Here is a 25649-nt window from a genome sequence, read left to right on the forward strand (position 1 = left end):
CTCCCAGAGATTTAATTATTATTCCCGTTCATCTTTAATGATGGAAAATCAAACATTTATTGCTAATATTTGACCAATATTTCTGGCCAAGACCGACTATTATGAAGGTACTTTATCCACAAGTACAAGATTGATTTTTATTTAAAATATGATCTCGCACAAAGAAAATAATAAACCATTGATTATTATATAAAATATTTTTTAACTCCGAATAGTGATCATAGCAAATTAAGGGGCAGATCGCGATCAAATTCTACGATCGAATTCGCTTTTCCCAAGCTTTTATTCACTTTTTATACAGAGGCTGTGGAAAACTTCTTATTTATGATGATCCTATATGATCACGAAATAAGATCCTTTATAATTACGGCCTCTGCAGCGTTTTAATGATTGACTTTTGTTGTCTTCATCTATAATATCTCGCGCTCGCAATGGCACCTGTGCCAGGATCGCGACCTGCATAGGATGTTTTAACCTTAACCGATCGGATGGAATTGTTATGAAAAGAACTTTTCAACCTAGCGTTTTAAAACGCAAACGTACACACGGTTTCCGTGCTCGTATGGCAACAGCAAATGGCCGTAAAGTATTAGCTCGTCGTCGTGCTAAAGGCCGTAAAGTTCTTTCTGCTTAATATATAAGTGGAAGACTTTAGCTTCAGCAGGGAGTTACGTCTGTTAACTCCCTCGCATTACTCTCGAATCTTTAATGAACCAGCACGCGCTGCGACTCCTTTCTTTACCCTATTAGCTAAACGCAATGACCAAACTAATCCTCGATTAGGTCTTACGGTCGCCAAAAAACGCGTTAAAAAAGCCTGTCAACGTAATCGAATTAAACGACTTGCTCGCGAAAGTTTCCGTTTAAATCAACATAAACTCGATAACATTGATATTGTGCTTATGGTTAAAAGTGGTATAGATGAACAGTCAAACGAAGAGCTGACAAAACAACTGAATAAATTGTGGCGAAAAATAAATGAGCGCTGCAAGCCAGGTGCGCCAAAACCACCACCATTCAAAAAACGCCCCAAGAAATCAGCTAATTCTAATAATCAAGCTTGATAGCAATAGAATTACAGGCTTAATTAAGGTATCTTTAGCTCACCTTTTAATCATGCATTTAAAATTCTTCGCTAGGAATTTAAATTCATGGTATCCATTGACTAAATTAACGCAGGGGCTGACACATCATGAGGTTACTTAAACCACTTGTTGCTATTCCAAAGCGCTGTTTAGTCATGTTAATTCGAGGCTATCAAAAATGGATAAGCCCGTTATTAGGCCCGCATTGTCGTTTTAATCCAACTTGCTCTAGTTACGCAATTCAAGCAATTAATTTGCACGGAAGTGTAAAAGGCAGTTGGTTAGCTGTTAAACGCATATTAAAATGCCATCCTTTACATGCTGGTGGGGATGATCCCGTACCGGCTAAAAATCATATTAACCACCAACACGAGAAATAAGAGCTGTTATGGAATCGCAACGCACGTTTTTATTAATCGGCTTGATGCTTGTGTCGTTTTTATTATTCCAAGAATGGAATAACGACTACAATGCACCAAAAGCTGATCCAAGTGCCACAACACAAACACTAGGCGCAACTACACCAGAATCTGATGACTTTATTCCAGCATCATCTGACGGTGAAGTACCAGCTGCTACAACAGCAAAGCGCTCAGTTATCGATGTAACAACTGATGTATACACTGTTAAAATTGACACCCGTGGTGGTGACATTATTGAAGCAGACCTACTTCAGTACGAAGAGACAAAAGGCAGTGATACCCCTTTCATGCTACTTGGTGAGTTTGATGGCAACCAATACTTCTCACAAAGTGGCTTAATTGGTTTAAATGGCCCAGATGCAACTGTTGCTGGCCGTCCTGTTTATAAAACCACTCAAAAAGCGTTCACTTTAAATGGTGATGAACTGCGTGTACCACTTGAGTTTACCGACAGCAAAGGTGTGACGTTTACTAAAACCTATATCTTCAAAAAAGGCGACTACGCTGTAGGTTTAGAGTACACAGTAAACAACGTAACAGCTGACCCAATTCAAGTTCAGTTATACACGCAAGTAAAACGCACAGTACAAGAAAAAGGTAGCTTAGTAGATCAAAACTACTTAGGTGCAGCATACGGTACTGAAGAAGAGCCATACGAAAAGTATAGCTTCTCAGATATGGCTGATAAAAACCTTAACATCACCACAGCTGGTGGCTACATTGCTTTTATTCAACACTACTTTGTAAGTGCATGGGTACCTAAGCAAGATCAACAAAATACCCTTTACAGCAAGTTAGTAGCTGGTAATGCGGCAATTATTGGTACTAAGGGTGAAGCAGTTAACGTACAAGCAGGTACGCAAGCGACACTTACTTCTACTTACTACATGGGCCCGAAAGAGTCTGATGTACTAGAAGCGATTCACCCAGACTTAGACCTAACTGTAGACTATGGTTGGTTGTGGTTTATCTCACAACCATTATTCGTACTACTTAAGTGGTTACACAGCATCCTAGGTAACTGGGGTCTAGCTATCATTGCAATCACGGTTATCGTTAAAACAGCAATGTACCCGCTTACTAAAGCACAATACACGTCAATGGCGAAGATGCGTGCCTTACAGCCTAAAATGGCTGCACTAAAAGAGAAGTATGGTGATGACCGTCAAAAATTCGGTCAAGCGATGATGGAAATGTACCGCAAAGAAAAAGTGAACCCTATGGGTGGCTGTTTCCCACTGTTACTACAAATGCCAATCTTCTTAGCATTATTCTACGTATTCTTAGAATCAACTGAGCTACGTCATGCTGAATTCATTTTATGGTTAAATGACTTATCAGCAATGGACCCATACTACGTATTACCGGTTTTATTTGGTTTAAGTATGTTCATCACTCAAAAGCTGCAACCTATGACAGTTACTGATCCTATGCAGCAAAAAATGATGACCTTTATGCCAGTAGTATTCTCAATTTTCTTCTTATGGTTCCCATCTGGCCTAGTACTTTACTGGTTAGTATCGAACCTTATCTCAATCGCACAGATGCTCATCATCTACCGCGGTATGGAGAAAAAAGGTATTAAGGTAAGAGGCTAAACTCTTAACCCAACAAAAAAGGCGCTAATTAGCGCCTTTTTTAATACCTGAAAAAATTTAACCGAGGATAGGAGAATATACCTGATTAGGCACACTACGCTCAGTAAAGCTCAAACTTGTTGTTAGTAGCGAAGCAACCACCAAACCGATTGCAATCCCCCCAGATACTCCAAGCCACTTTACAGCTGTTGTTTTACGCTTAACCCTAAGCCAACTCATATACATGCCAGCAGCACTTATAAAGCTCATCAATGCACCAAATAACCCCCAAATAAGTTTAGTACCAACTCCTGCAAAGTTACCAAAGTGCAGCGGATCAGCGGTATCTGAAATTCGGGCTACAATAGGTAATTGTTCGCCTATTTGTATACCTAGTAACTCACCCGAGCTTGGTTTTAAATAAACACGGTTAGCACGCAGACGCAGTAAAATATCATCGTTATAACCACGCACTTCAATAGGCTGATCCGCTTTATTTGGATAACGAATATAGCGAATATCAAGGCTCGGAAACGCCTGTTGAGCGGCTTCATAAGCTGCAGTTAAGCTAATTGGCGATATATCTTTACGAGGGCTTTGTTTTTTAAACTCACTTACCGCTTGTGACGCAGAAACAGTATGCGACACTTTAGCTGTTTGCAGCCCATGCTCTACCAGATACCAAACACCTGTAATGGCCATCACTACGATAAACCATAAACTCCAAAGCCCTAACAGTTTGTGCCAATCAGCCCAACTACTGCGTTTATCAAGACTAAGCGCAGCAGGCTTTTTCATAAAACCTTGCCACCAGCGCCGATACACATAAAAACTCGAAACCAATAAAATAACGAGTAACATACTCAAACTGGTGACGATTAATTTACCCGTCCAGCCCATCGACAAATTCATATGCCAATTACGTAAAAACCGCGATATCCGCGCCCACTCTCCTTCACCAAGTAAGCGGCCCGTTGCAGCATCTAAATAAACAAAACGAAATGAATCACCGACTTTAAGAGCCGCTTCAGTGGCAAGGTAATCTTGTTTATGACGTTGGATATAAAGTAATTGACCCTGTGGATAATGCTTATTTAGGGTGTTTTCGATAGCCTGATAGTTAGTCGAGGCTGAAGAAGATAAAGCACGATACTTAGCGTCTGTTAAGTATTCGAGTTCATGACTTAACGTAGCGAGTGTCCCCGATACGCAGGTAACAAAAAGCAGGACTCCAACAAAGAGTCCTGCCCAGGAATGTAAATTAAACCAACTTTTAGCGTTCACACGCCACCATTAAAAGCTGTATTTAGCACTTAAATAGACACGGCGTGGTTCACCAGGAAAGTGCCCTGTTCGCTCAATAAAGCCACTGCTTGCGTATTCTTTATCAAACAGGTTTTTAACTGATAACTGCCATTGCCAGTTATCAACTGTTGTTTGCCATGCCATATTGTAAATCGTATAAGGTTTAACGCGTTGGCCACCTAAACTAAGCTGTTCATCAACATAATCTAAACCCGCAGAAATAGATGACGATAAGCTAGGTAACTCATAGCGTGTCCAGATACCTAGGGTATTTTGCGGCGCGTTGGCAAATTTATCGCTATCAGGAATTTGGTTACGAATGCTGTCGTTTGCTTTAGTAATACGGGTATCATTATAGGCATAGCTTGCAGTAACCACCCAACGCTCAGTGATGTCACCCACTACTTCAAGTTCAAAACCTTTACTTTGTACTTCACCAACGGCAACTAAGTCATCAACACCATCACCCGCAACATCACCTAATAAGCTAGGTTGAAGAATATTTTCGCGGACAATATCGTACATAGCCATATTAACAGCAAGCGTGTCATCTAATAATTTGGTTCTTAAACCTAACTCATTAATACGGCTAGTCTCTGGCGAGAAAGGGCCACCCTTCGCAGTTTCTTGATCACTGGCACTTTGCGGCACAAACCCAGTGCCATGCAGTGCATAAGGGAAGAACATATTGTTAATGTTATAGCTGGTACCAATGCGGTAAGTTAAATCGCTATCAGAAAACTCGGTTTGATTTAACAGATCTTTATCTTCAAAACGGTCATATCTTAAGCCAGCTGTGACGCTCCAATTAGCGGTGATATCGAGCTGATCTTGCAAGTACGCGCCAAAGCGGGTGCTATTCGTTTTCCCAAGCCTTGGTGTAATACTATCAAGATCATAATCATCGGCAGAGGTTAAACCATATTCAGGATCGTTAAGATCAAGACCAGGAACTGGACCACCTTTACTTTGCTGCGTAGCTGTACGGTAAACACTTTCAAAATCATGTTCATACCAGTCACTACCAAACAGTACTTGATGCTGCATGTCGGCAAATGCAAACTCCGCAATCGCATTGGCAGTTAAACTAAAGCCGTTGTTCTCACGTACTTGATCACGAAACTCGCGATGACTCCAATCAACAATTCCATCACCGTTAGTATCTACTAGACCTCTTGGCTCATGGTAGTTTTGCACTTCTTTGTTATCAAAATAGCGTGCCGTGACATCTGTACGCCAAACATCATTAAAATCGTGTTTTAAAGTCGCCTGATAAACATGCGCTTCAACATTTTGAAAGTCTGTTGCCTCGTTATGGTTCCAGCTAATGTCAGTTAGAAAATTGCCATTATCATCAGCAGGGACACCACGTAAACGTGCCCCACCCAACTCCTGCTCTATATAGGTATACTGCGTGGTTAATTCAGTTGCACTATTTATAAGCCACGTATATCCAAGATCAACAATGGTATTATCGCTGCTAGTATTTGCACGGAATGGTTTTTCAGTATCACGGTAGATACCAACACGATAAGCATGGTTATCAAGTGATTCACTCAGCGTTCCAGTGCTTTCTAATGCACCACTGAAGAAATCATCATTACCCACTTCAACTTCAATACTGTGCTCACTGGTGAATTTAGGCTTCTTAGTTACATAGTTAATAATACCGCCCGGATTACCGCTACCATAAATAGCGCCAGCAGGGCCTTTTAAAACCGCAACTTGTTCGATATTAAATAACTGCGGCACAGCAAAACCATTGAAAGGGTCGCCCTTTACGCCATCATATAAAATCTCATCTTGGCGAAAACCACGAAATGTCACGCCGGAATAACTAAAGGCATTAACACCAGCAATATTGCTATAAAGGTCGGTAATTTGGCGAGCAGCCTGATCATTAATCAGCTCCTGCGGCAAAATTTGAATTGACTGAGGTATTTTTTCTAACGGTGTATTAGTACGAGTAGCAAAACTTGACTCAGTTGGTCGATATAAAGAAAACGCACGGCCAACAACTTCTATTTTTTCGATCTCTTTAGAATCGTTTTGATCAGTAGAAACTTCAGTTTGAGCATGGGCAACGCCCGAAAAACCAGCAGCAAGTGCAATAAAAACAGCAGAAAGACGCATAATAAAAAAGGATACAATTAAGAATGCGCAACATGTTAATGAATATAATTATCATTTGCAATGACGATTTATTATTAATTAAAGCTAAATAAAGTATTACTTACATCAAACTTTTGCTATTTCATTACTCAAACAGCTATTCGCATGAAATTAAGCCATAGGTTACAATAGAGCCAGCATTCATTCTTTTTATTGGCATTATTTCATCGCATGATTAATCAAGACACAATTGCAGCACAAGCGACCGCACCAGGACGTGGTGGGGTTGGTATTATTCGCGTCTCTGGTAGCTTAGCTAAAACAGTGGCAGAACAGATTATTGGCCGTTGTCCTAAAACGCGTTACGCAGACTATGTACCATTTAAAAGCTTGAGCGGTGAACAGCTTGACCAAGGTATTGCTATTTACTTCCAAGGGCCAAATTCATTTACCGGCGAAGACGTACTAGAACTACAAGGTCACGGCGGCCCTGTCGTTTTAGATATGCTATTAAAAGAAATTAGCCAAATTGACGGTGTACGTTTAGCAAAGCCAGGTGAGTTCTCTGAGCGTGCATTTATGAATGATAAGCTAGATTTAACTCAAGCAGAGGCAATTGCTGATTTAATCAATGCAACCAGTGAACAAGCAGCCAAAAGCGCCCTCCAATCACTGCAAGGTGAATTCTCTAAGCACATCGAAACGCTGGTGGAGAAAGTCATTCACCTACGTATGTATGTTGAAGCCGCAATTGATTTTCCTGATGAAGAAATCGACTTTTTATCAGACGGTAAAGTATCCGCAGATCTTGATGCCATTATCGAGCAACTCGATAATGTAACTCAGCAAGCTAAACAAGGTAGCATCATGCGTGAAGGTATGCGTGTTGTTATTGCTGGTCGCCCTAACGCTGGTAAATCAAGCTTACTCAATGCATTAGCTGGCCGTGATGCTGCTATCGTTACCGAAATAGCGGGTACAACACGTGACGTATTACGCGAACATATCCACATTGATGGTATGCCACTACATATTATTGATACCGCAGGCCTGCGTGAAAGCCCAGATAAAGTAGAGCAAATTGGTATTGAACGCGCATGGGATGAAATTAACCAAGCCGATCGCGTACTATTTATGTTAGACGGCACAGACACATCTGCCACTGATCCTCATGATATTTGGCCGGAGTTTATGGCCAAGTTACCAGAGGGAATGGGTGTTACTGTGATCCGTAATAAAGCCGATATTTCCGGCGAAAGTGTCGGTATGGATGAGCATGATCAATATCCTGTGATCCGTTTAAGTGCTAAAAATGCTGAAGGTATAGAGTTAGTTCGTACTCACTTAAAGGCATGTATAGGTTTTCAAGGGGCAACTGAAGGTGGCTTTATGGCACGCCGTCGTCACTTAGATGCACTGGACCATGCAGCCTATCATTTAAACACTGGTAAAGAGCAACTAGAGATGCATATTGCTGGTGAGATCTTGGCTGAAGAGTTACGCCTAACTCAACAGTTCTTAAATGAGATAACGGGTGAATTTACTTCTGATGACTTGCTAGGGAAAATCTTTAGTTCGTTCTGTATCGGTAAATAAATTCCGGTCATCAATATTATAAAAAAGAGTCGCAAGGCTCTTTTTTATTTTTAATCCAGCAATTAATTATCGGTTCAGGGCCGAAACCAGCCAGTATTAAACTCAGTTTCCATTAGTCTAGTGATGTCATTAAACGGAGGACATCATGGACAAATATCAACAATTTCACCAGCTACACCACCAGCCAACAGGCTTTGTACTTGCTAATGCGTGGGATCTTAGTTCTGCACAATTCATTCAAGCTGCGGGGGCTAAAGCCCTAGCAACAACCAGCTGGGGCATTGCTGCCAGCTTAGGTTTAGCGGATGGTGAAAACATCTCTTTTCAAACTCAATTAGCGCTGGTTAAAAGCTTGACTAAACACATACACATTCCACTCACTGTCGATATAGAGTCAGGCTACAGTAACGATCCGCAGCAAATTAGCCAAAACGTTTTAGCGTTAGCAAGATTAGGGGTTGTAGGCATCAACATTGAAGACTCAAACAAAGACACTAACGCACTGAGATCTATCGAACAGCAATGCACTATTATTAGTGAGATAAAGAAAGTACTTAACGAAAATGGCTTCGGTAGTTTATTTATCAACGCCAGAACCGATACCTTCTTTGTTAGTGATCGCCCTTTTCAAGCAACATTAGAACGCGCAAAAGCCTATCAAAATGCTGGTGCAGATGGTCTATTTGTACCTGGCCTTACAAACATAGAGCAAATAACCAGCTTAACAAACGCGATAGATATGCCACTAAATGTGATGGCAATGAGCAACTTTAACTCAGCAAAAGCGGCTTTCGCTGGTGGCGCTAAACGTTTTTCATTGGGTAATTCGCTCTATGATCTAGTGGGTAATACAATTAAAAGCACCTTAATTCAGCTCGAAAGTTAACTTGGTAAACAAAAAAATCTGAACAAAACAGCTTTTAAGATCGAGTTTGGCTAAAAATGTTATCCACATTTGGGATATTTTTAGATCTGAAAGCTGATTTGATCATAAAAAATCGCTGATATTTGAGTTCGCAGATGATCAACAGTCATTTTTTATAATTAATTTTCTTAAAAACGGCCTTTATATGTGCTGTTTTAAGTTTTTTTCGATCTATTTTATTGATCACAATTTACAAACCGATCGTTATCAACAAGCGATCTATCCACAAAACGATCACACTCAGCACGACTCACAGATCTAACCAATCTTTATCTTTGCGACGACTAAAGATCAATAACTTAGCAAAGTTATACAGTTTACAAAATCAAACTTGATCAGAACTTTCCCCAAAATTATTAACAGCTTGATCAAAGGGTTAAACTCGCTAAAAATTTAAAAAAACTATTAAAAACAGCAAATTGTAAAAACAAATAAGTTTAAGCACGTATTTTAACCATAAAAACTTATTCAGATCGTAATTCAACGCTTTACTCACACCCTAAGTTCGTTATCATGTGGCCACTTATTTCTATACATGATCAAACACATGCAATCAGTAAATATCATCGTTGGCAGCCAAATGGGATCGGCAGAGTACGTGGCAGAACAGCTCGCTGAAGCCCTTGAACAACAAGGGATCCAAGTTAAGCTGCATGAGCAGCCGGTATTTGATGATATTGATCAGCAAGACACAATCTGGTTGTTATGCACTTCAACTTATGGCGCCGGAGACTATCCAGATAATTTATTGCCATTTATTGAATCAGTTAACCAACAAGTTGATCTAAAAGAATTAAACTACAGTGTGGTCGGTTTGGGTGACACCAGTTACGACACCTATAACTATGCTGCTCGTAACCTAGATGAGTTATTAGCAAGTAAAGGTGCAACACGCGTGGCAACGCGCTTAGAGCTTAATATTCTTGATGAAGAACTACCCGAGGACACAGCATTAGCTTGGTTGCCAAGCTGGATCGAAGCGGTGGGACTTAATTAAGCCGATCGATGATGATCGTGTTTTAAAAGTTATCAACAATTTACTGATAATTTAGATCGAATTGTGGATAAACACTGATCTAACTGCGATTTTAAGGTAGTTTATCCCTTGGATAAGATCCACTCGATATTGCCCTGTGTATAAATAGCCCTTTTGATCAAAGCTTGTTCCCCGTAAGATCCGATCATATTAACACCTTTAGATCTGCGTTAAGATCATGTTTTAAATAGTAAAGTAAACATTATCAACAGATCTAGCCGTTACTAGTAGTAAAAGTAATAAAAGATCTCTTTAAAAGATCCTTTATATTATTAGAGATCACCCACTTAGATCTTGAGTACTGTTTAATCATTTATCTTCTCTAAATTTCTAGGTAGAATACGCTCCCTTTACAAAGTTTTGCTGGTCGATTAAGTAGGATCCCATAAATGATTTTTCACGAACGTTTTGATGTTATTGTTGTAGGTGGTGGACATGCAGGTACTGAAGCTGCATTAGCATCTGCTCGCATGGGCATGAATACCCTATTGCTAACTCATAATATGGATACCCTTGGTCAAATGTCTTGTAACCCGGCAATTGGCGGTATTGGTAAAGGCCATTTAGTAAAAGAGATCGATGCTCTAGGTGGTGCTATGGCACAAGCAATCGATAAAGGCGGTATTCAATTTCGTACTTTAAACTCATCTAAAGGCCCTGCTGTTCGTGCTACACGTGCGCAAGCTGACCGTGCTTTGTATAAAGCCGCTATCCAACACACTTTACAACATCAAGAAAATTTAAAGATCTTCCAGCAATCATGTGACGATCTGATTGTTGAAGGCGATCGTGTAATGGGTGTGGTAACACAAATGGGTCTTCGTTTTAGTGCCCCATCAGTTGTACTTACTGTAGGTACTTTCTTAGGTGGTCAGATCCATATTGGTTTAGAGAATTTCAAAGGGGGTCGTGCTGGTGATCCACCTTCAATTGCACTTGCAGAGCGCTTACGTGAATTACCATTTCGTGTTGATCGCTTAAAAACAGGCACGCCTCCTCGTATCGATGCACGCACTGTTGATTTTAGCAAGATGCAAGAACAGCCAGGTGATACTCCAACGCCGGTATTCTCGTTTATGGGTAAACAGTCAGATCACCCACAGCAGATCCCGTGCTACATCACCTATACAAATGAAAAAACTCATGATGTGATCCGCAACAACCTACATCGTTCACCTATGTATTCAGGTGTTATTGAAGGTATTGGTCCTCGTTACTGCCCTTCAATTGAAGATAAGATCGTACGTTTTGCTGATAAAGACAAACATCAAATCTTTGTTGAACCAGAAGGTTTAACATCATACGAATTATATCCAAATGGTATCTCGACGAGTTTACCGTTTGATGTACAACTTGAAATTGTGCAATCAATCACTGGTTTTGAAAATGCACATATTTGTCGTCCTGGTTACGCAATTGAATATGATTTCTTTGATCCGCGCGACTTAAAACAGTCATTAGAAACTAAGTTTATTAATGGTTTATTCTTCGCAGGCCAAATCAATGGTACAACGGGTTATGAAGAAGCTGGCGCGCAAGGCTTAATTGCTGGTATGAACGCGGCATTACAAGTACAAGGAAAAGAGTCTTGGACACCACGCCGTGATGAAGCATACACAGGTGTACTAATTGATGACCTAGCAACATTAGGTACTAAAGAACCGTACCGTATGTTTACTAGCCGTGCTGAATACCGTTTATTACTTCGTGAAGACAATGCTGATATTCGTTTAACTGCAAAAGGTCGTGAACTTGGTTTAGTTGATGATGCTCGTTGGGCTGCCTTTAACGAAAAAATGGAAATCATCGAAAAAGAAACGCAACGCTTAAAAGAAACGTGGATCCACAAAGATCACGTTGCTGTCGATCAAGTAAATGCGTTATTAAAAACGCCACTGACTCGTGAAGCGAGCCTTGAAGATCTGATCCGCCGTCCTGAAATTCGTTATACCGATTTAATGGCGATCGATGGTTTAGGTTCTGAGTTTGATAACCAAGCTGCACTTGAGCAAGTTGAAATTCATACTAAATACGCAGGTTACATTGCTCGCCAACAAGACGAGATCAATAAGCAATTGCGTCATGAACAAACTGTATTACCAAAAGACTTTGATTATTCAACTGTTTCTGGTTTATCAAATGAGGTTATTGCGAAGCTTACTGATAGTCGTCCAGATACAATTGGCCAAGCATCGCGTATTTCAGGTATCACCCCTGCTGCTATTTCGCTATTATTAGTCTATCTGAAAAAGCAAGGCTTACTGCGCAAGACTGCGTAGTTGGTGAGGAATACAGTGTTACAACAACAATTAACTTCACTGTTAGCGCAAACTGAAATTGCGCTAACAGAAAAACAGCAACAACAACTTGTGCAATATGTTGAATTATTAGACAAGTGGAACAAAGCGTATAATTTAACCTCTGTTCGTTTACCTGAAGAGATGATGGTTAAGCACATTATGGATAGCTTAGTTGTTGCACCACACCTTAAAGGCAAACATTACATCGATGTTGGTACGGGTCCTGGTTTACCGGGTATCGTATTAGCCATCGCCTTACCTGATACACAATTTATTTTGTTAGATAGTTTAGGTAAGCGCGTACGCTTTTTGATGCAGGTAAAACATGCACTTGGCCTTGAAAATGTAACCCCAGTGCAGTCTAGAGTTGAAGAATATCAACCAAGTGTTAAATTAGATGGTGTATTAAGTCGTGCATTCGCCTCTTTACAAGATATGGTTGACTGGTGTGCGCACTTGATTGATCATTCAGGTAAATTTATCGCTTTAAAAGGCGTATTTCCGAGCGAAGAACTAGACTCATTACCCAAAGGTATTAAGTTTGACGAAAAAATCAGCTTGGAAGTACCTGAGTTAGATGCGCAAAGACATCTAATCATTCTATCTAAAGACTAGGGATCAGAGCACTGTGGCAAAAGTCATCGCATTAGCAAACCAAAAAGGTGGTGTTGGTAAAACAACCACCGCTGTGAATCTCGCGGCATCGATGGCCGCGACGAAGCGTAAAGTGTTATTAATCGATCTTGATCCGCAAGGTAACGCAACCATGGGGAGCGGTGTCGATAAATATGGTGATGTTGCGACTATTTACGATTTATTGATTGAAGAGACACCAATCGAAGAAGTCATCAATAAAGAAACCTCTGGTGAGTACCACTTAATTGCTGCTAATGGTGATGTGACTGCCGCTGAAGTTAAATTAATGGAATTGTTTGCTCGCGAAGTACGTTTACGTAATGCGTTAGAAAAAATTCAAGATCAATACGACTTCATTTTTATTGACTGCCCGCCTTCACTAAATATGCTGACTGTTAATGCAATGGCTGCCGCAGATTCAATTTTAGTTCCAATGCAATGTGAGTACTATGCCCTTGAAGGTTTAACGGCGTTAATGGATACCATTACGCAACTTTCTAAGTTAGTAAATCCAGCGTTAACAATTGAAGGGATTTTGCGCACCATGTATGATCCGCGCAATCGCCTTGCAAATGACGTATCTGAACAACTAAAACAACATTTTGGCGATAAAGTATATCGTACCGTTATCCCACGTAATGTCCGTTTAGCAGAAGCGCCGAGCTTTGGTGCCCCTGCCATGTATTATGACCGTGCATCAAGTGGCGCTAAAGCATACTTAGCCCTAGCCGGCGAAATGTTACGTAGAAAAGAGAAAACATCTTCAGCAGTAGCCTAACTTCGAGGTAAAAAAATAACATGTCTGCTAAAAAACGCGGTTTAGGCCGAGGACTCGACGCTTTATTAAGTTCATCAAAACCAGCCCAAAGTGCAAATAATCAGCAACAAGCGACAACCACACCAGAGCAAGTCTCTGAGGTAGTTGCTGAGCAAAAAAATGGTGAACTGCAAAAGCTAGCGATAGAGTTTTTACAATCGGGTAAATATCAACCACGTAAAGACATGTCTGAAGAAGCACTTGAAGAGTTAGCCAGCTCAATTCGTGCCCAAGGTATTATTCAGCCAATCGTTGTGCGCCAAATTGGTGCAGATAAATACGAAATTATTGCAGGTGAGCGTCGTTGGCGTGCTGCACAATTAGCAAAATTAGACACCGTACCGTGTATCATCAAAGATGTACCCGATGAAGCTGCGGTAGCTATTGCACTTATTGAAAATATTCAACGTGAAGACTTAAATGCGATGGAAGAAGCGATTGCATTAAATCGTTTGCTAAATGAGTTTGAACTTACCCATCAACAGGTCGCCGAAGCGGTTGGCAAGTCTCGTACAACAGTAACAAATTTGCTTCGCTTAAATAATTTAAATGAAGATGTAAAAATATTGTTAGAACATGGTGATATTGAAATGGGCCATGCACGCTGTTTATTAGGCCTTGAAGGTGAAGCGCAATCAGATGCAGCACGACTAGCAGTAGCTAAAGCGTTAACTGTTCGCGAAACCGAAAAGCTAGTGCGTTCTATTTTAGAACCAGCGCCAAAAAAAGAAGTGCAAGAAAAAGATCCTGATGTCAAACAGTTAGAACAAAAACTTGCTGAAAATTTAGGCGCAAAAGTAGAAATAAACTACAATAAAAAAGGCAAGGGAAAGCTGGTTATTTCGTATACAACACTTGATGAACTAGATGGCATTTTAAGCCGTATAAATTAAGACTATTCCCGTCATTAATTAATAACATGTCCAAAAAGAGACATTTGTGGTGTTTTTGCACTACAAAGGGTCGACTCAAGTTGCAAAACTGGTAGGAATCAGTATAATTTCGCCAGTTTTCATACCCTGACAATTTGAACGTTTACAAGGTTAATAAAACGTGACTAATAAGTTAGCAAAGCCTTATAGGCTTGCCGCATTTAAATTAATTTGTCTTCAGGGTATCGTAGCGCTCATCGCTGCAGTAGTTGTTTTTATAGGTTGGGGAGTCAATGCCGGCCAGTCAGCAGTTGCTGGCGGGGCTGTAGCAATACTCCCTAATTTTGTATTTGCCGTCTATGCATTCAGATATGTGGGTGCAAGTCGAGTAAATCAAGTGTATGCCTCGCTAAAGCGCGGCAACGGATTAAAATTTATGCTAACAATCGTGTTGTTCGCACTGATACTGAAGTCTTACACGGTCATTTTGTTACCGTTTTTCTGTGTTTATGTATTGGTGTTATTTTGCGGATTGTTTGCGCCCGTTTTTTTTAATCATTAACTTTTGGGATATAACATGGCTGCAGAAGAAGTAACTCTATCAAGCCATATTCAGCACCACTTAACTAACGCTAAGATGTGCTCGACCGACGCTGGTCTTGCCTTCAACAAAGCGTGTGCAGACAGTGGTTTCTGGACATGGAATATAGATACCCTCGCATGGTCAATCGGTTTAGGTCTTGTATTTTTATGGATCTTCCGTAGTGCCGCTAAAAAAGCAAATACCGGTGTACCTGGTAAATTTCAGTGTTTCATTGAAATGATCGTTGAGTTCGTTGGCGACAACGTACGCGATACTTACCACGGTAAAAGTGCCCTAATCGCTCCATTAGCTCTAACGATTTTCGTTTGGGTGTTCTTAATGAACTTAATGGACTTAATTCCGGTTGATTTCCTACCTGCATTCGCTGGCTTCGTTGGTGAACAAGCATTTGGTATGGATTCTCACGACGTTTACATGAAGATTGTACCAACAACAGACATCAACATGACTGCTGCACTTGCTATTGGTGTATTCATTCTGATGATCGGTTACGCAATCAAAATCAAAGGGATTGGCGGTTTCTTAGCAGAACTTACGCTTCACCCATTTAGCTCAAATAACAAGCTAGCGATGGTGTTTTTAATCCCGTGTAACTTATTACTAGAAACAATCGCTTTAGTAGCTAAGCCGTTCTCGTTAGCGCTGCGTTTATTCGGTAACTTATATGCTGGTGAGTTGATTTTCATCTTGATCGGCGCAGTTGGTTTAATGCAACTACCGTTGCACTTTATTTGGGCTGTATTCCACATCTTAGTAATCGTACTGCAAGCATTCGTATTCATGATGCTAACAATCGTTTACCTAAGCATGGCAAGCTCAGATAATCACTAATTTTATACACTTTTAAATTTTAACTTTAATTTACAATTGAAACTTTGGAGAAAAAAATGGAACTAATGATTGGTCTTAAGTATATCGCTGTTGCTCTACTTATCGGCTTCGGTGCAATCGGTACTGCTATCGGCTTCGGTAACATGGGTGGTAAATTCCTAGAAGCTTGTGCTCGTCAACCTGAACTTGCACCTTCATTACAAGTTAAGATGTTCATCCTTGCTGGTCTAATCGATGCTGTAGCTATGATCGGTGTTGGTATCGCAATGGTATTGTTGTTCGTACTTTAATATTATTTTTTGAACAGCTTACTATTTTAAGGAGGAGCGGTCGTGAACTTAACAGCCACTCTTATCGGTGAATTAATTGCATTTACGGTTTTCGTACTTTTCTGTATGAAATACGTATGGCCACCACTAAATGGTGCAATTGAAGCTCGCCAGAAGAAAATCGAAGATGGTTTAGCTGCCTCTGATAGAGCCGAAAAAGACTTAGAACTTGCGCAAAAGAAAGCTGCTGAGCAGCTTAAAGAGGCAAAAGCTCAAGCGGCTGATATCATTGAACAAGCTAAAAAGCGTGCCACGCTTATCGTTGACGAAGAAACTGTTCGTGGTCAACAAGAGCGTGAAAAAATTATTGCTCAAGGGCACTCTGAAATCGAAGCAGAGCGTAACCGTGTAACAGAAGAACTACGTAAACAAGTAGCGACGCTGGCCGTGGTTGGTGCTGAGAAGATTTTAGAGCGCGAAATCAATCAAGCCGCACACAGTGACATCGTTGAAAAACTTGTCGCTGAGCTGTAATTAGGAGGGTATGAGCATGTCTGAATTGGCTACTATCGCTCGCCCATACGCTAAAGCGGCTTTTGAACTTGCCGTTGAAAAAGGCACTGTTGAAAGTTGGAACGACATGCTGTTCTTTGCTGGCCAAGTTGCCAGCAATGAGCAAGCCGCTGCCGCGCTAGCTGGATTGCCTACTGCTACTGAAAAAGCAGATCTGTTTATCAAGATCTGTGCAGAGCAGCTCAACGAACAAGGTCAGAACCTAATCAAGGTGATGGCTGAAAATGGACGTTTAGTTGCACTGCCAGCTGTTGCAGAGTTATTCGCTGAATTAAAAGCGGACTACGACAAAGAAATCGACGTTGATGTGGTTTCTGCAACACCGCTTGCTGCTGAGCAGCAAGTATCATTGGTAGCGGCACTTGAAAAACGTTTCGCACGCAAAGTTAAGCTGAATTGTAGTGAAGATACTACAGTGGTTGGCGGCCTTATTATCAAGGCGGGTGACACTGTAATCGACGGCTCAGTACGTGGCAAATTAGCCCGCTTAGCTACATCACTACAATCGTAATTGGGAAAAAGAGCATGCAACTTAATTCCACTGAAATTTCAGATCTGATCAAACAACGTATTGAGCAGTTCGAAGTTGTAAGTGAAGCTCGTAACGAAGGTACTATTGTATCTGTTACTGACGGTATCATCCGCATCCACGGTCTTGCTGACTGTATGCAAGGTGAAATGATCGAGCTTCCTGGCAACCGTTATGCTATCGCACTAAACCTTGAGCGTGACTCAGTAGGTGCAGTAGTAATGGGTCCTTACGCTGACCTTAAAGAAGGCGTAAAAGTTAAATCAACTGGTCGTATCTTAGAGGTTCCTGTTGGTCGTGGTCTACTTGGTCGTGTTGTTAACACACTAGGTGCACCTATCGATGGTAAAGGCGCTTTAGACAACGACGGTTTTGAACCTGTTGAGAAAATCGCACCAGGCGTTATCGAACGTCAATCAGTAGATGAGCCAGTACAAACTGGTTATAAATCTATCGATGCGATGATCCCAGTAGGTCGTGGTCAACGTGAGCTTGTGATCGGTGACCGCCAAACTGGTAAAACTGCATTAGCAATCGATGCTATTATCAACCAAAAAGGTACAGGCGTTAAGTGTGTGTACGTTGCAGTTGGTCAAAAAGCATCTACAATCGCTAACGTAGTACGTAAATTAGAAGAGCACGGTGCATTAGAAAACACTATCGTTGTTGTTGCATCTGCTTCTGAATCTGCGGCACTTCAGTACTTAGCACCATTCTCTGGTTGTACTATGGGTGAATACTTCCGTGACCGTGGTGAAGACGCGCTAATCGTATATGATGATTTATCTAAGCAAGCTGTTGCTTACCGTCAAATCTCATTATTACTTAAGCGTCCACCTGGTCGTGAAGCATACCCAGGTGACGTATTCTACCTTCACTCACGTCTTCTAGAGCGTGCATCACGTGTAAACGCTGATTACGTTGAGAAGTTCACTAACGGTGAAGTGAAAGGTAAAACAGGTTCATTGACGGCATTGCCAATCATTGAAACTCAAGGCGGCGACGTTTCTGCGTTCGTACCGACAAACGTTATCTCTATCACCGATGGTCAGATCTTCTTAGAAACTGACTTATTCAACTCAGGTATCCGTCCAGCTGTTAATGCTGGTATCTCGGTATCTCGTGTTGGTGGTGCAGCGCAAACTAAAATCGTTAAGAAACTAGGTGGTGGTATCCGTCTAGCGTTAGCTCAGTACCGTGAATTAGCTGCGTTCTCGCAGTTCGCGTCTGACCTTGACGATGCAACACGTGCTCAATTAGAGCATGGTGAGCGCGTAACAGAGTTAATGAAGCAGAAACAGTACGCACCAATGTCTGTTGCTGAAATGTCTCTGTCGCTATTTGCTGCTGAAAAAGGCTACCTAAAAGACATCGAAATCGCGAAAATCATGGATTTCGAAGCTGGCCTAATTTCTTATGCAAACAGCACATACGCAGAGCTAATGGCTCAAATCAATGAAACTGGTAACTACAACGCTGAGATTGAAGCTCAACTTAAAGAACTTCTAGAGAAGTTCAAGTCGACGCAAACTTGGTAATTTAGTTATGAATGGTGAGCTTTAGGTAACTAAAGCCCACCTGATTCGGAGAGAGAGTCATGGCCAGCGGAAAAGAGATTAAAAGCAAGATCGGGAGTATCAAGAATACTCAAAAGATCACCAGCGCAATGGAAATGGTTGCTGCGTCTAAAATGAAAAAAGCGCAGGAACGTGTGGCGTCAAGCCGTCCATACGCTGAAAACTTACGCCAAGTGATTGGTCGTGTTGCTCAAGCAAATCTTGATTTTACTCACCCTTTCTTAGAAGAGCGTGAAGTAAAACGAGTTGGTTATATTGTTATCTCTACTGACCGTGGTCTATGTGGTGGCTTGAACTCAAACGAGTTCAAAAAAGTTGCCCTAGACGTTAAAGCGTGGAAAGAAAAAGGCGTTGAAGCTGAATTTACTACTTTAGGTAGCAAAGCAGCTGGCTTTTTCCAACGTTTCGGCGGTAAGTTAGTCGCTAAAAAAGCGAGCTTAGGAGATACACCTTCACTACAAGACGTTATTGGTCCTGTAAAGACAATGCTAGATGCATACTCTGAAGGTAAAATTGACCGCTTATACGTAGTATTTAACAAGTTCGTTAATACTATGAAGCAAGAGCCAACAATCGATCAGTTACTCCCTTTGCCAAAAGCTGAAGAAGAAGTATCTCAACATTCTTGGGATTACTTATATGAGCCAAACCCAGATGCGATTTTAGAAGCTCTGTTAGTACGCTTTATTGAGTCTCAAGTATACCAAGGTGTAGTTGAGAACGCTGCCTCTGAACAGGCTGCCCGTATGGTTGCAATGAAAGCTGCAACTGATAACGCAGGCGACCTTATGGATGAGTTACAGCTTGTTTATAACAAGGCTCGTCAAGCTGCAATCACACAAGAAATTAGTGAGATTGTTGGCGGTTCGGCAGCAGTTTAACGCTTCGGCAAAGTTTAATGAGAGGAATAGACATGAGTTTAGGTAAGGTCGTCCAAATTATCGGCGCCGTTGTGGATATCGAATTTCCACAAGACAACGTGCCAGCCGTATATGACGCACTAAAAGTAACAGATGGCGACTTAGCGGGTTTAACTTTAGAAGTTCAACAACAGCTAGGTGGCGGTGTGGTACGTGGTATCGCACTTGGTACTACTGACGGTTTACGTCGTGGTACTTCAGTAGAAGGTACAGGTCAGCCAATTCACGTTCCAGTAGGTACGAAGACACTAGGTCGTATCATGGACGTATTAGGTAACCCTATTGATGAAGCTGGTCCAATTGGTGAAGAAGAGCGTATGTCTATTCACCGTGCAGCACCTTCTTACGAAGAGCAATCAAATTCAGTAGAACTTTTAGAGACTGGTATCAAGGTAATCGACCTTGTATGTCCATTCGCTAAAGGTGGTAAAGTTGGTCTATTCGGTGGTGCCGGTGTTGGTAAAACCGTAAACATGATGGAACTTATCCGTAACATCGCAATCGAGCACAGCGGTTACTCAGTATTCGCAGGTGTTGGTGAGCGTACGCGTGAGGGTAATGACTTCTACCATGAGATGAACGACTCAAACGTACTAGACAAAGTATCTCTAGTATACGGTCAAATGAATGAGCCACCGGGTAACCGTTTACGCGTAGCGTTAACAGGTCTTACTATGGCTGAGAAGTTCCGTGACGAAGGTCGTGACGTACTTTTCTTCGTTGATAACATCTACCGTTATACTCTAGCGGGTACAGAGGTATCAGCACTTCTAGGTCGTATGCCTTCAGCAGTAGGTTACCAACCAACTCTTGCTGAAGAAATGGGTGTACTTCAAGAGCGTATCGCATCTACTAAGACGGGTTCAATCACTTCAATCCAAGCGGTATACGTACCTGCGGATGACTTAACTGACCCATCTCCAGCAACAACGTTTGCTCACTTAGATGCAACAGTAGTACTTTCTCGTGATATCGCTTCACTTGGTATCTACCCTGCGGTAGACCCACTTGATTCATCTTCACGTCAACTTGACCCACTAGTAATCGGTCAAGAGCACTATGATACAGCGCGTGGCGTTCAAACAGTTCTTCAACGTTATAAAGAACTTAAAGACATCATCGCAATCCTAGGTATGGACGAGCTTTCTGACGAAGATAAGCAAGTTGTATCTCGTGCACGTAAAATCCAGCGTTTCCTATCTCAGCCGTTCTTCGTTGCTGAGGTATTCACAGGCGCGCCTGGTAAATACGTGTCACTTAAAGACACAATTGCTGGCTTCAAAGGTATCTTAAACGGTGAGTTTGATGATATGCCAGAGCAAGCGTTCTACATGGTTGGCTCTATTGAAGAAGCTCAAGAAAAAGCCAAAAGCATGTAATTAGGAGGGTAGTATGGCGGCTATGACTGTACATCTTGACGTAGTAAGCGCAGAAGAGAGCTTGTTCTCTGGTCTGGTTGAATCGATTCAAGTGAGTGGTAGTGAAGGTGACCTTGGTGTTAACTATGGCCACGCTCCATTATTAACTGCCCTAAAACCTGGTATGGTACGTTTAGTTAAGCAATTTGGTCACGAAGACGTGATGTATATTGCTGGCGGCACGCTAGAAGTTCAACCGGATCGCATCACAATTCTTGCAGATACTGCAGTACGTGGTGAAGACCTAGATGAGCAAGCGGCTGAAAAAGCGAAACGTGATGCTGAAGAGCAAATGGCGAACACGTCAGCTGCTGAGTTAGATTACCAACAAGCTGCAGTACAGCTTGCTGAAGCAATCGCTCAACTTCGCGTAATTCAACAATTACGCAAAAAGTAAGCCTACTCGGTTTTCGAAAAGCCCACTTAATGTGGGCTTTTTTGTGCCTGAAATGTGATGCTTTGCACCCTATTCTATTTTTATACTTATATCCTTCATCAAAGCTCGCTACAATAGTGTGAATTAATAGTGAATAGCTGTTTCATTCAAGGTTCAGTCCTACACATTAGGATTGCGTATTTACACATGATGTGACTTACATAACTTTGTTTGTTTTTTCAGATCTCACAACATCATGCACACCTAAAACAAAGAAAGAAGGATATTGTTTTAATGTCTCTGACTACTGTTATTCTAGCAGCGGGTAAAGGTACCCGAATGCGCTCTGCTCTACCAAAGGTACTTCACAAAGTTGCGGGTAAACCTATGGTGCAGCACGTTATTGATAATGCCACTGCACTTGGTGCTCGCGAAACAAACCTTGTTTATGGTCATGGTCGTGAACAGCTACAAGCTGCCCTATCGCACAATCAAGTAAATTGGGTATTACAAGAAGAGCAACTTGGTACCGGCCATGCAGTCGCTGTTGCCAAAGAACATATTGCCGATGACGATACCGTATTGATTCTCTACGGTGATGTGCCACTAACAAAACGCGCCACTTTAGAAAAGCTACTTGCTGTGACACCTAAAAAAGGCCTAGCTGTATTGACCGTGACTTTAGATGACCCATCAGGTTATGGTCGTATGCTTCGTGAAAATGGCAAGCTGGTAGGTATCATTGAGCAAAAAGATGCCTCACCTGAGCAACTTGAAATTAAAGAAATCAACACCGGCATTATGGCTGCTAATGGTGAGTTACTAAAACGTTGGTTAGGTAACTTATCTAACAACAATGCCCAAGGTGAGTACTACCTTACAGATATCGTTGCGATGGCACACAGTGAAGGTGTTGAAATCACCTCGGCACAGCCTGAGCATCCGATGGAAGTTGAAGGCGCTAATAATCGCGTACAACTTTCAGCTCTTGAACGTGCATATCAAGCATGGCAAGCAGAAGAGTTAATGCTAAACGGCGCAACACTTGCTGATCCGGCTCGTATCGATGTGCGTGGTGAAGTAACGACTGGTGAAGATGTACTAATCGACGTTAATGTTATCTTCGAAGGCAAAGTAACAATCGGCAATAATGTTCAGATTGGTCCTAACTGCGTACTTAAAGACTGTACTATTGGCGATAACGTTGTTATCAAAGCTAACTCACTTGTTGAAGAAGCCAGTGTTGCGGCTAAATGTACTTTAGGGCCTTACGCTCGTCTTCGCCCTGGTGCGATTATGGAAGAAGACTCGCATATCGGTAACTTCGTTGAGATGAAAAAAACTCGCTTAGGTAAAGGCTCAAAAGCAAATCATCTAACCTACTTAGGCGACACTGAAGTTGGTGAAAAAGTAAATATTGGCGCAGGGACTATTACCTGTAACTATGATGGCGTAAATAAATCAAAAACCATTATCGGTGATAACGCCTTTATCGGTTCAAACTCATCACTAGTCGCACCAGTAAATATTGGCTCAATGGCAACCATTGGCGCAGGTTCTGTTATCACTAATACAGTTGAAGACGAACAGCTTGCAGTCGCTCGTGGTAAACAACGTAATTTAACTGGTTGGAAACGTCCAACTAAAAAATAGTGAGCTACCCTACTAATTTTATATAGAAAGCGAGTTTATACTCGCTTTTTTTATGGCTCAATTTAGTGCTCATAAAAGTGCCATATAGTTGTAATGCCTGCGTGTTGTAATTGCGTTAATACAATACGAAGGAAAATAATAATGTTAAAAAGATCAATTATTGCGCTATCACTTTTAACCATTCTTACAGGTTGCTCATTAGACGGTGACGACGGCAAAGATGGTATGCAAGGTGAGCAAGGTCCTGCAGGGCAAGATGGAGCGAGTGGTGAAGACGCAAATTCAGCGTTAAGTATAAATCTTATCGGCCGTGCGGTGCTCAATGCAGAAAGCCCAGAAGGTGCAGCAGAGATTGTTGCCTATCAACCATCAAAAAAAAGAATTTTCGCTATTAATAGTTCGGGTGATTCGGCCGTTGTGAATATCATAAAAGCGAATAGTTTTGACCGTGCAGCTTTAGTTAAAGATAACGAAGGAGTAATAAACGGCACTAACTTAGATTCAGACATTACCCTTGCACTTAATGAGCACACTGCAGGCGATGCAAACAGTATCGCTATTGATATTAATAATGAACTTTTAGCTGTAGCAATGGCAGCTAGTAATACGGGTGATAAAGGATTAATCGCATTTTATGATATTAGTGGCGAAGAGCCTCAGTTTATTAAGAATGTTACTGTAGGTGCCCTACCCGATATGGTTACCTTTAGCCATGATGGTAATAAAGTACTTGTTGCTAATGAAGGTGAACCTAATGGGGATTACAGTATTGACCCTGAAGGCTCAATTAGCATCATAAACATCAATGATGGTGTGATTGCTGATACCGCGATTAGCATCACCTTTTCTGCCTACAACGATAAACAAGCAGAGCTTGAAGAGCGAGGGATTATATTTGCTAATCCGGCTGGCCGTACAATCAACGGTAATTTAATTAATACAACCGTAGCTATGGATTTAGAGCCTGAATACATCAGTATTTCTAAAGACAATAAGTTTGCATACGTGTCACTACAAGAAAATAACGCCCTTGCTATCGTCAATCTTGAAGATAATAGTCTAGAGCTTAAAGGCTTAGGTTTTAAAGATTGGTCTAATTTACTTTTTGATGCGTCAGATAAAGATGGTGGCGTTAACTTTAAATCATACCCTGGTCTATATGGTATGTATCAACCTGATACCATCTCAAGCTTTACCTGGAAAGGTGCTAACTTTATTGTCACAGCTAACGAAGGTGATGCACGCGAATACTTCTTCGACACAGCCGATGAAGCAGAATGTTTAGCAAAAGGTGGTCTTGATTACGATGAAGATGATGGTTGTTTATCTTATATAGATGAAAGCAGAGCTAAAGACTTAACGCTGGCAAGTAACTTTGATTACCTGAACAATGATAATAGTGATATAGGCCGCCTAAAAGTGACCACAGTTAAAGGTGATGAAGATAACGATGGTGAGTACGAGTCACTTTATGCATACGGAGCCCGCTCTTTTACCATCTGGGATAGTAACGGCATGGTGGTTTTTGATTCTGGCGATCAAATCTCACGTATTACCGCTTCAGTTCACGGAGCAGCATTCAACAATAATGAAGATGAAAATGCCGGCGATAGTCGCTCTGATGACAAAGGTGCTGAACCAGAAGCATTAGCACTGGGTACTATTGGTGATCGTACATTTGCATTTATTGGTTTAGAGCGCATGGGGGGCATAATGGTGTTTGATATTACTAATCCATACAATGTGACATTCCAAGATTACTTTTTTAACCGTGGCTTAGAAGCCGATGCTGAAATAACCGGTGATCTTGCCCCTGAGGGGATGGCGTTTATACCTGCAGAACAAAGTGCAACGAATGAAGCATTGCTTGTTGTAGGTAATGAAATTTCGGGTTCAATTGCCATCTGGGAAATCAAAGCTAACTAATCCACCTTATAAAGATAAAAAGCGATATAGCTAGTTTTAAGTATATCGCTTTATCCTTACCGTTATTACACTCAAGAAGTGACTGTTTTTTGAGCTAAAACCCCTCTGTAGCCCTTTATTTGTATGGTTATTATACTATTTTGAAAATAATCAAAAAAACCTTCAAAAAGTGCTTGCGTTAATTCTTCGCATCCCTATAATGCGCATCCACTGACACGGCGGGCAGCAATGAAAAGCGCTGAACAAACTGACAGAGAGTTAAGTAAAACTTCGGTTTAAAACGGTCTAAA

General features: G+C 41.3%; 24 protein-coding genes. 22 read left to right on the top strand and 2 right to left on the bottom strand.

Annotated elements, in window-relative coordinates:
• Positions 1-499 precede the first annotated feature (499 nt).
• From rpmH to yidC, 4 genes are all read left to right on the top strand, one after another.
• Positions 500-634: a 50S ribosomal protein L34 gene (gene rpmH / locus L1267_RS21200; protein WP_008488847.1), complete on the top strand. Its 135-nt coding sequence runs from the start codon at positions 500-502 to the stop codon at positions 632-634.
• Positions 635-641: 7 nt separating this feature from the next.
• The gene (gene rnpA, locus L1267_RS21205) at positions 642-1064 is read left to right on the top strand and encodes a ribonuclease P protein component (protein WP_138557625.1); all 423 of its coding nucleotides are present in this window, start codon (positions 642-644) and stop codon (positions 1062-1064) included.
• A 128-nt stretch (positions 1065-1192) separates the two neighbouring features.
• A complete protein-coding gene (yidD, locus tag L1267_RS21210) occupies positions 1193-1465 on the top strand; it encodes a membrane protein insertion efficiency factor YidD (protein WP_054563758.1) in 273 nt (90 codons plus the stop codon).
• Positions 1466-1473: 8 nt separating this feature from the next.
• Complete coding sequence (gene yidC, locus L1267_RS21215; RefSeq protein ID WP_235384030.1) at positions 1474-3105, top strand: membrane protein insertase YidC; 1632 nt, start codon at positions 1474-1476, stop codon at positions 3103-3105.
• Positions 3106-3162: 57 nt separating this feature from the next.
• Here yidC and L1267_RS21220 read toward each other — a convergent pair whose 3' ends face one another.
• Complete coding sequence (locus tag L1267_RS21220; RefSeq protein WP_235384031.1) at positions 3163-4368, bottom strand: PepSY-associated TM helix domain-containing protein; 1206 nt, start codon at positions 4366-4368, stop codon at positions 3163-3165.
• Between the two features lie 9 nt (positions 4369-4377).
• Positions 4378-6522: a TonB-dependent siderophore receptor gene (locus L1267_RS21225; protein WP_235384033.1), complete on the bottom strand. Its 2145-nt coding sequence runs from the start codon at positions 6520-6522 to the stop codon at positions 4378-4380.
• A gap of 210 nt (positions 6523-6732) precedes the next feature.
• On the opposite strand from L1267_RS21225, the gene mnmE reads away from it, so the two are divergent.
• The 18 genes from mnmE (at position 6733) to L1267_RS21315 (ending at position 25359) form a co-directional block, all read left to right on the top strand.
• The gene (gene mnmE, locus L1267_RS21230) at positions 6733-8097 is read left to right on the top strand and encodes a tRNA uridine-5-carboxymethylaminomethyl(34) synthesis GTPase MnmE (protein WP_235384034.1); all 1365 of its coding nucleotides are present in this window, start codon (positions 6733-6735) and stop codon (positions 8095-8097) included.
• 145 nt (positions 8098-8242) lie between these two features.
• Complete coding sequence (locus tag L1267_RS21235; RefSeq protein ID WP_235384036.1) at positions 8243-8983, top strand: isocitrate lyase/PEP mutase family protein; 741 nt, start codon at positions 8243-8245, stop codon at positions 8981-8983.
• A gap of 586 nt (positions 8984-9569) precedes the next feature.
• Complete coding sequence (gene mioC, locus L1267_RS21240) at positions 9570-10019, top strand: FMN-binding protein MioC (protein ID WP_199526843.1); 450 nt, start codon at positions 9570-9572, stop codon at positions 10017-10019.
• Positions 10020-10447: 428 nt separating this feature from the next.
• Positions 10448-12337 carry a tRNA uridine-5-carboxymethylaminomethyl(34) synthesis enzyme MnmG gene (mnmG, locus tag L1267_RS21245; RefSeq protein WP_138557631.1) on the top strand — a complete coding sequence of 630 codons (1890 nt, stop codon included), beginning with the start codon at positions 10448-10450 and terminating at the stop codon, positions 12335-12337.
• Positions 12338-12352: 15 nt separating this feature from the next.
• Entirely contained in the window at positions 12353-12973 is a 621-nt protein-coding gene (gene rsmG, locus L1267_RS21250) for a 16S rRNA (guanine(527)-N(7))-methyltransferase RsmG (protein ID WP_135923077.1), read from the top strand.
• Positions 12974-12986: 13 nt separating this feature from the next.
• The gene (locus L1267_RS21255; protein WP_063701404.1) at positions 12987-13772 is read left to right on the top strand and encodes a ParA family protein; all 786 of its coding nucleotides are present in this window, start codon (positions 12987-12989) and stop codon (positions 13770-13772) included.
• A 20-nt stretch (positions 13773-13792) separates the two neighbouring features.
• Positions 13793-14704, top strand: coding sequence for a ParB/RepB/Spo0J family partition protein (locus L1267_RS21260; protein ID WP_135923076.1), 912 nt, complete (start codon positions 13793-13795; stop codon positions 14702-14704).
• A 160-nt stretch (positions 14705-14864) separates the two neighbouring features.
• Complete coding sequence (locus L1267_RS21265) at positions 14865-15245, top strand: ATP synthase subunit I (RefSeq protein ID WP_135923075.1); 381 nt, start codon at positions 14865-14867, stop codon at positions 15243-15245.
• Between the two features lie 15 nt (positions 15246-15260).
• Positions 15261-16118, top strand: coding sequence for a F0F1 ATP synthase subunit A (gene atpB, locus L1267_RS21270; RefSeq protein WP_054554806.1), 858 nt, complete (start codon positions 15261-15263; stop codon positions 16116-16118).
• A 56-nt stretch (positions 16119-16174) separates the two neighbouring features.
• Positions 16175-16408 (top strand): F0F1 ATP synthase subunit C, encoded by a 234-nt coding sequence (gene atpE, locus L1267_RS21275; protein WP_010561330.1) that lies wholly within the window; start codon positions 16175-16177, stop codon positions 16406-16408.
• A gap of 42 nt (positions 16409-16450) precedes the next feature.
• Complete coding sequence (gene atpF / locus L1267_RS21280) at positions 16451-16921, top strand: F0F1 ATP synthase subunit B (RefSeq protein ID WP_054554807.1); 471 nt, start codon at positions 16451-16453, stop codon at positions 16919-16921.
• A 16-nt stretch (positions 16922-16937) separates the two neighbouring features.
• Positions 16938-17471, top strand: a complete 534-nt coding sequence (gene atpH, locus L1267_RS21285) for a F0F1 ATP synthase subunit delta (RefSeq protein WP_135923074.1) — start codon at positions 16938-16940, stop codon at positions 17469-17471.
• 14 nt (positions 17472-17485) lie between these two features.
• A complete protein-coding gene (atpA, locus tag L1267_RS21290) occupies positions 17486-19027 on the top strand; it encodes a F0F1 ATP synthase subunit alpha (protein WP_054554809.1) in 1542 nt (513 codons plus the stop codon).
• 59 nt (positions 19028-19086) lie between these two features.
• The gene (gene atpG, locus L1267_RS21295; protein WP_235384038.1) at positions 19087-19947 is read left to right on the top strand and encodes a F0F1 ATP synthase subunit gamma; all 861 of its coding nucleotides are present in this window, start codon (positions 19087-19089) and stop codon (positions 19945-19947) included.
• A 32-nt stretch (positions 19948-19979) separates the two neighbouring features.
• On the top strand, positions 19980-21365 hold the full coding sequence (gene atpD, locus L1267_RS21300) for a F0F1 ATP synthase subunit beta (RefSeq protein ID WP_138557632.1): 1386 nt from the start codon (positions 19980-19982) through the stop codon (positions 21363-21365).
• Between the two features lie 13 nt (positions 21366-21378).
• Positions 21379-21801, top strand: coding sequence for a F0F1 ATP synthase subunit epsilon (locus tag L1267_RS21305; protein WP_135923073.1), 423 nt, complete (start codon positions 21379-21381; stop codon positions 21799-21801).
• 273 nt (positions 21802-22074) lie between these two features.
• Entirely contained in the window at positions 22075-23433 is a 1359-nt protein-coding gene (gene glmU / locus L1267_RS21310; RefSeq protein WP_138557633.1) for a bifunctional UDP-N-acetylglucosamine diphosphorylase/glucosamine-1-phosphate N-acetyltransferase GlmU, read from the top strand.
• A gap of 141 nt (positions 23434-23574) precedes the next feature.
• Positions 23575-25359 carry a choice-of-anchor I family protein gene (locus L1267_RS21315; RefSeq protein ID WP_199526847.1) on the top strand — a complete coding sequence of 595 codons (1785 nt, stop codon included), beginning with the start codon at positions 23575-23577 and terminating at the stop codon, positions 25357-25359.
• The last annotated feature ends 290 nt before the right edge of the window (positions 25360-25649 follow it).

This window comes from Pseudoalteromonas sp. OFAV1, from assembly GCF_021532595.1.
Taxonomy (GTDB): domain Bacteria; phylum Pseudomonadota; class Gammaproteobacteria; order Enterobacterales; family Alteromonadaceae; genus Pseudoalteromonas; species Pseudoalteromonas lipolytica_C.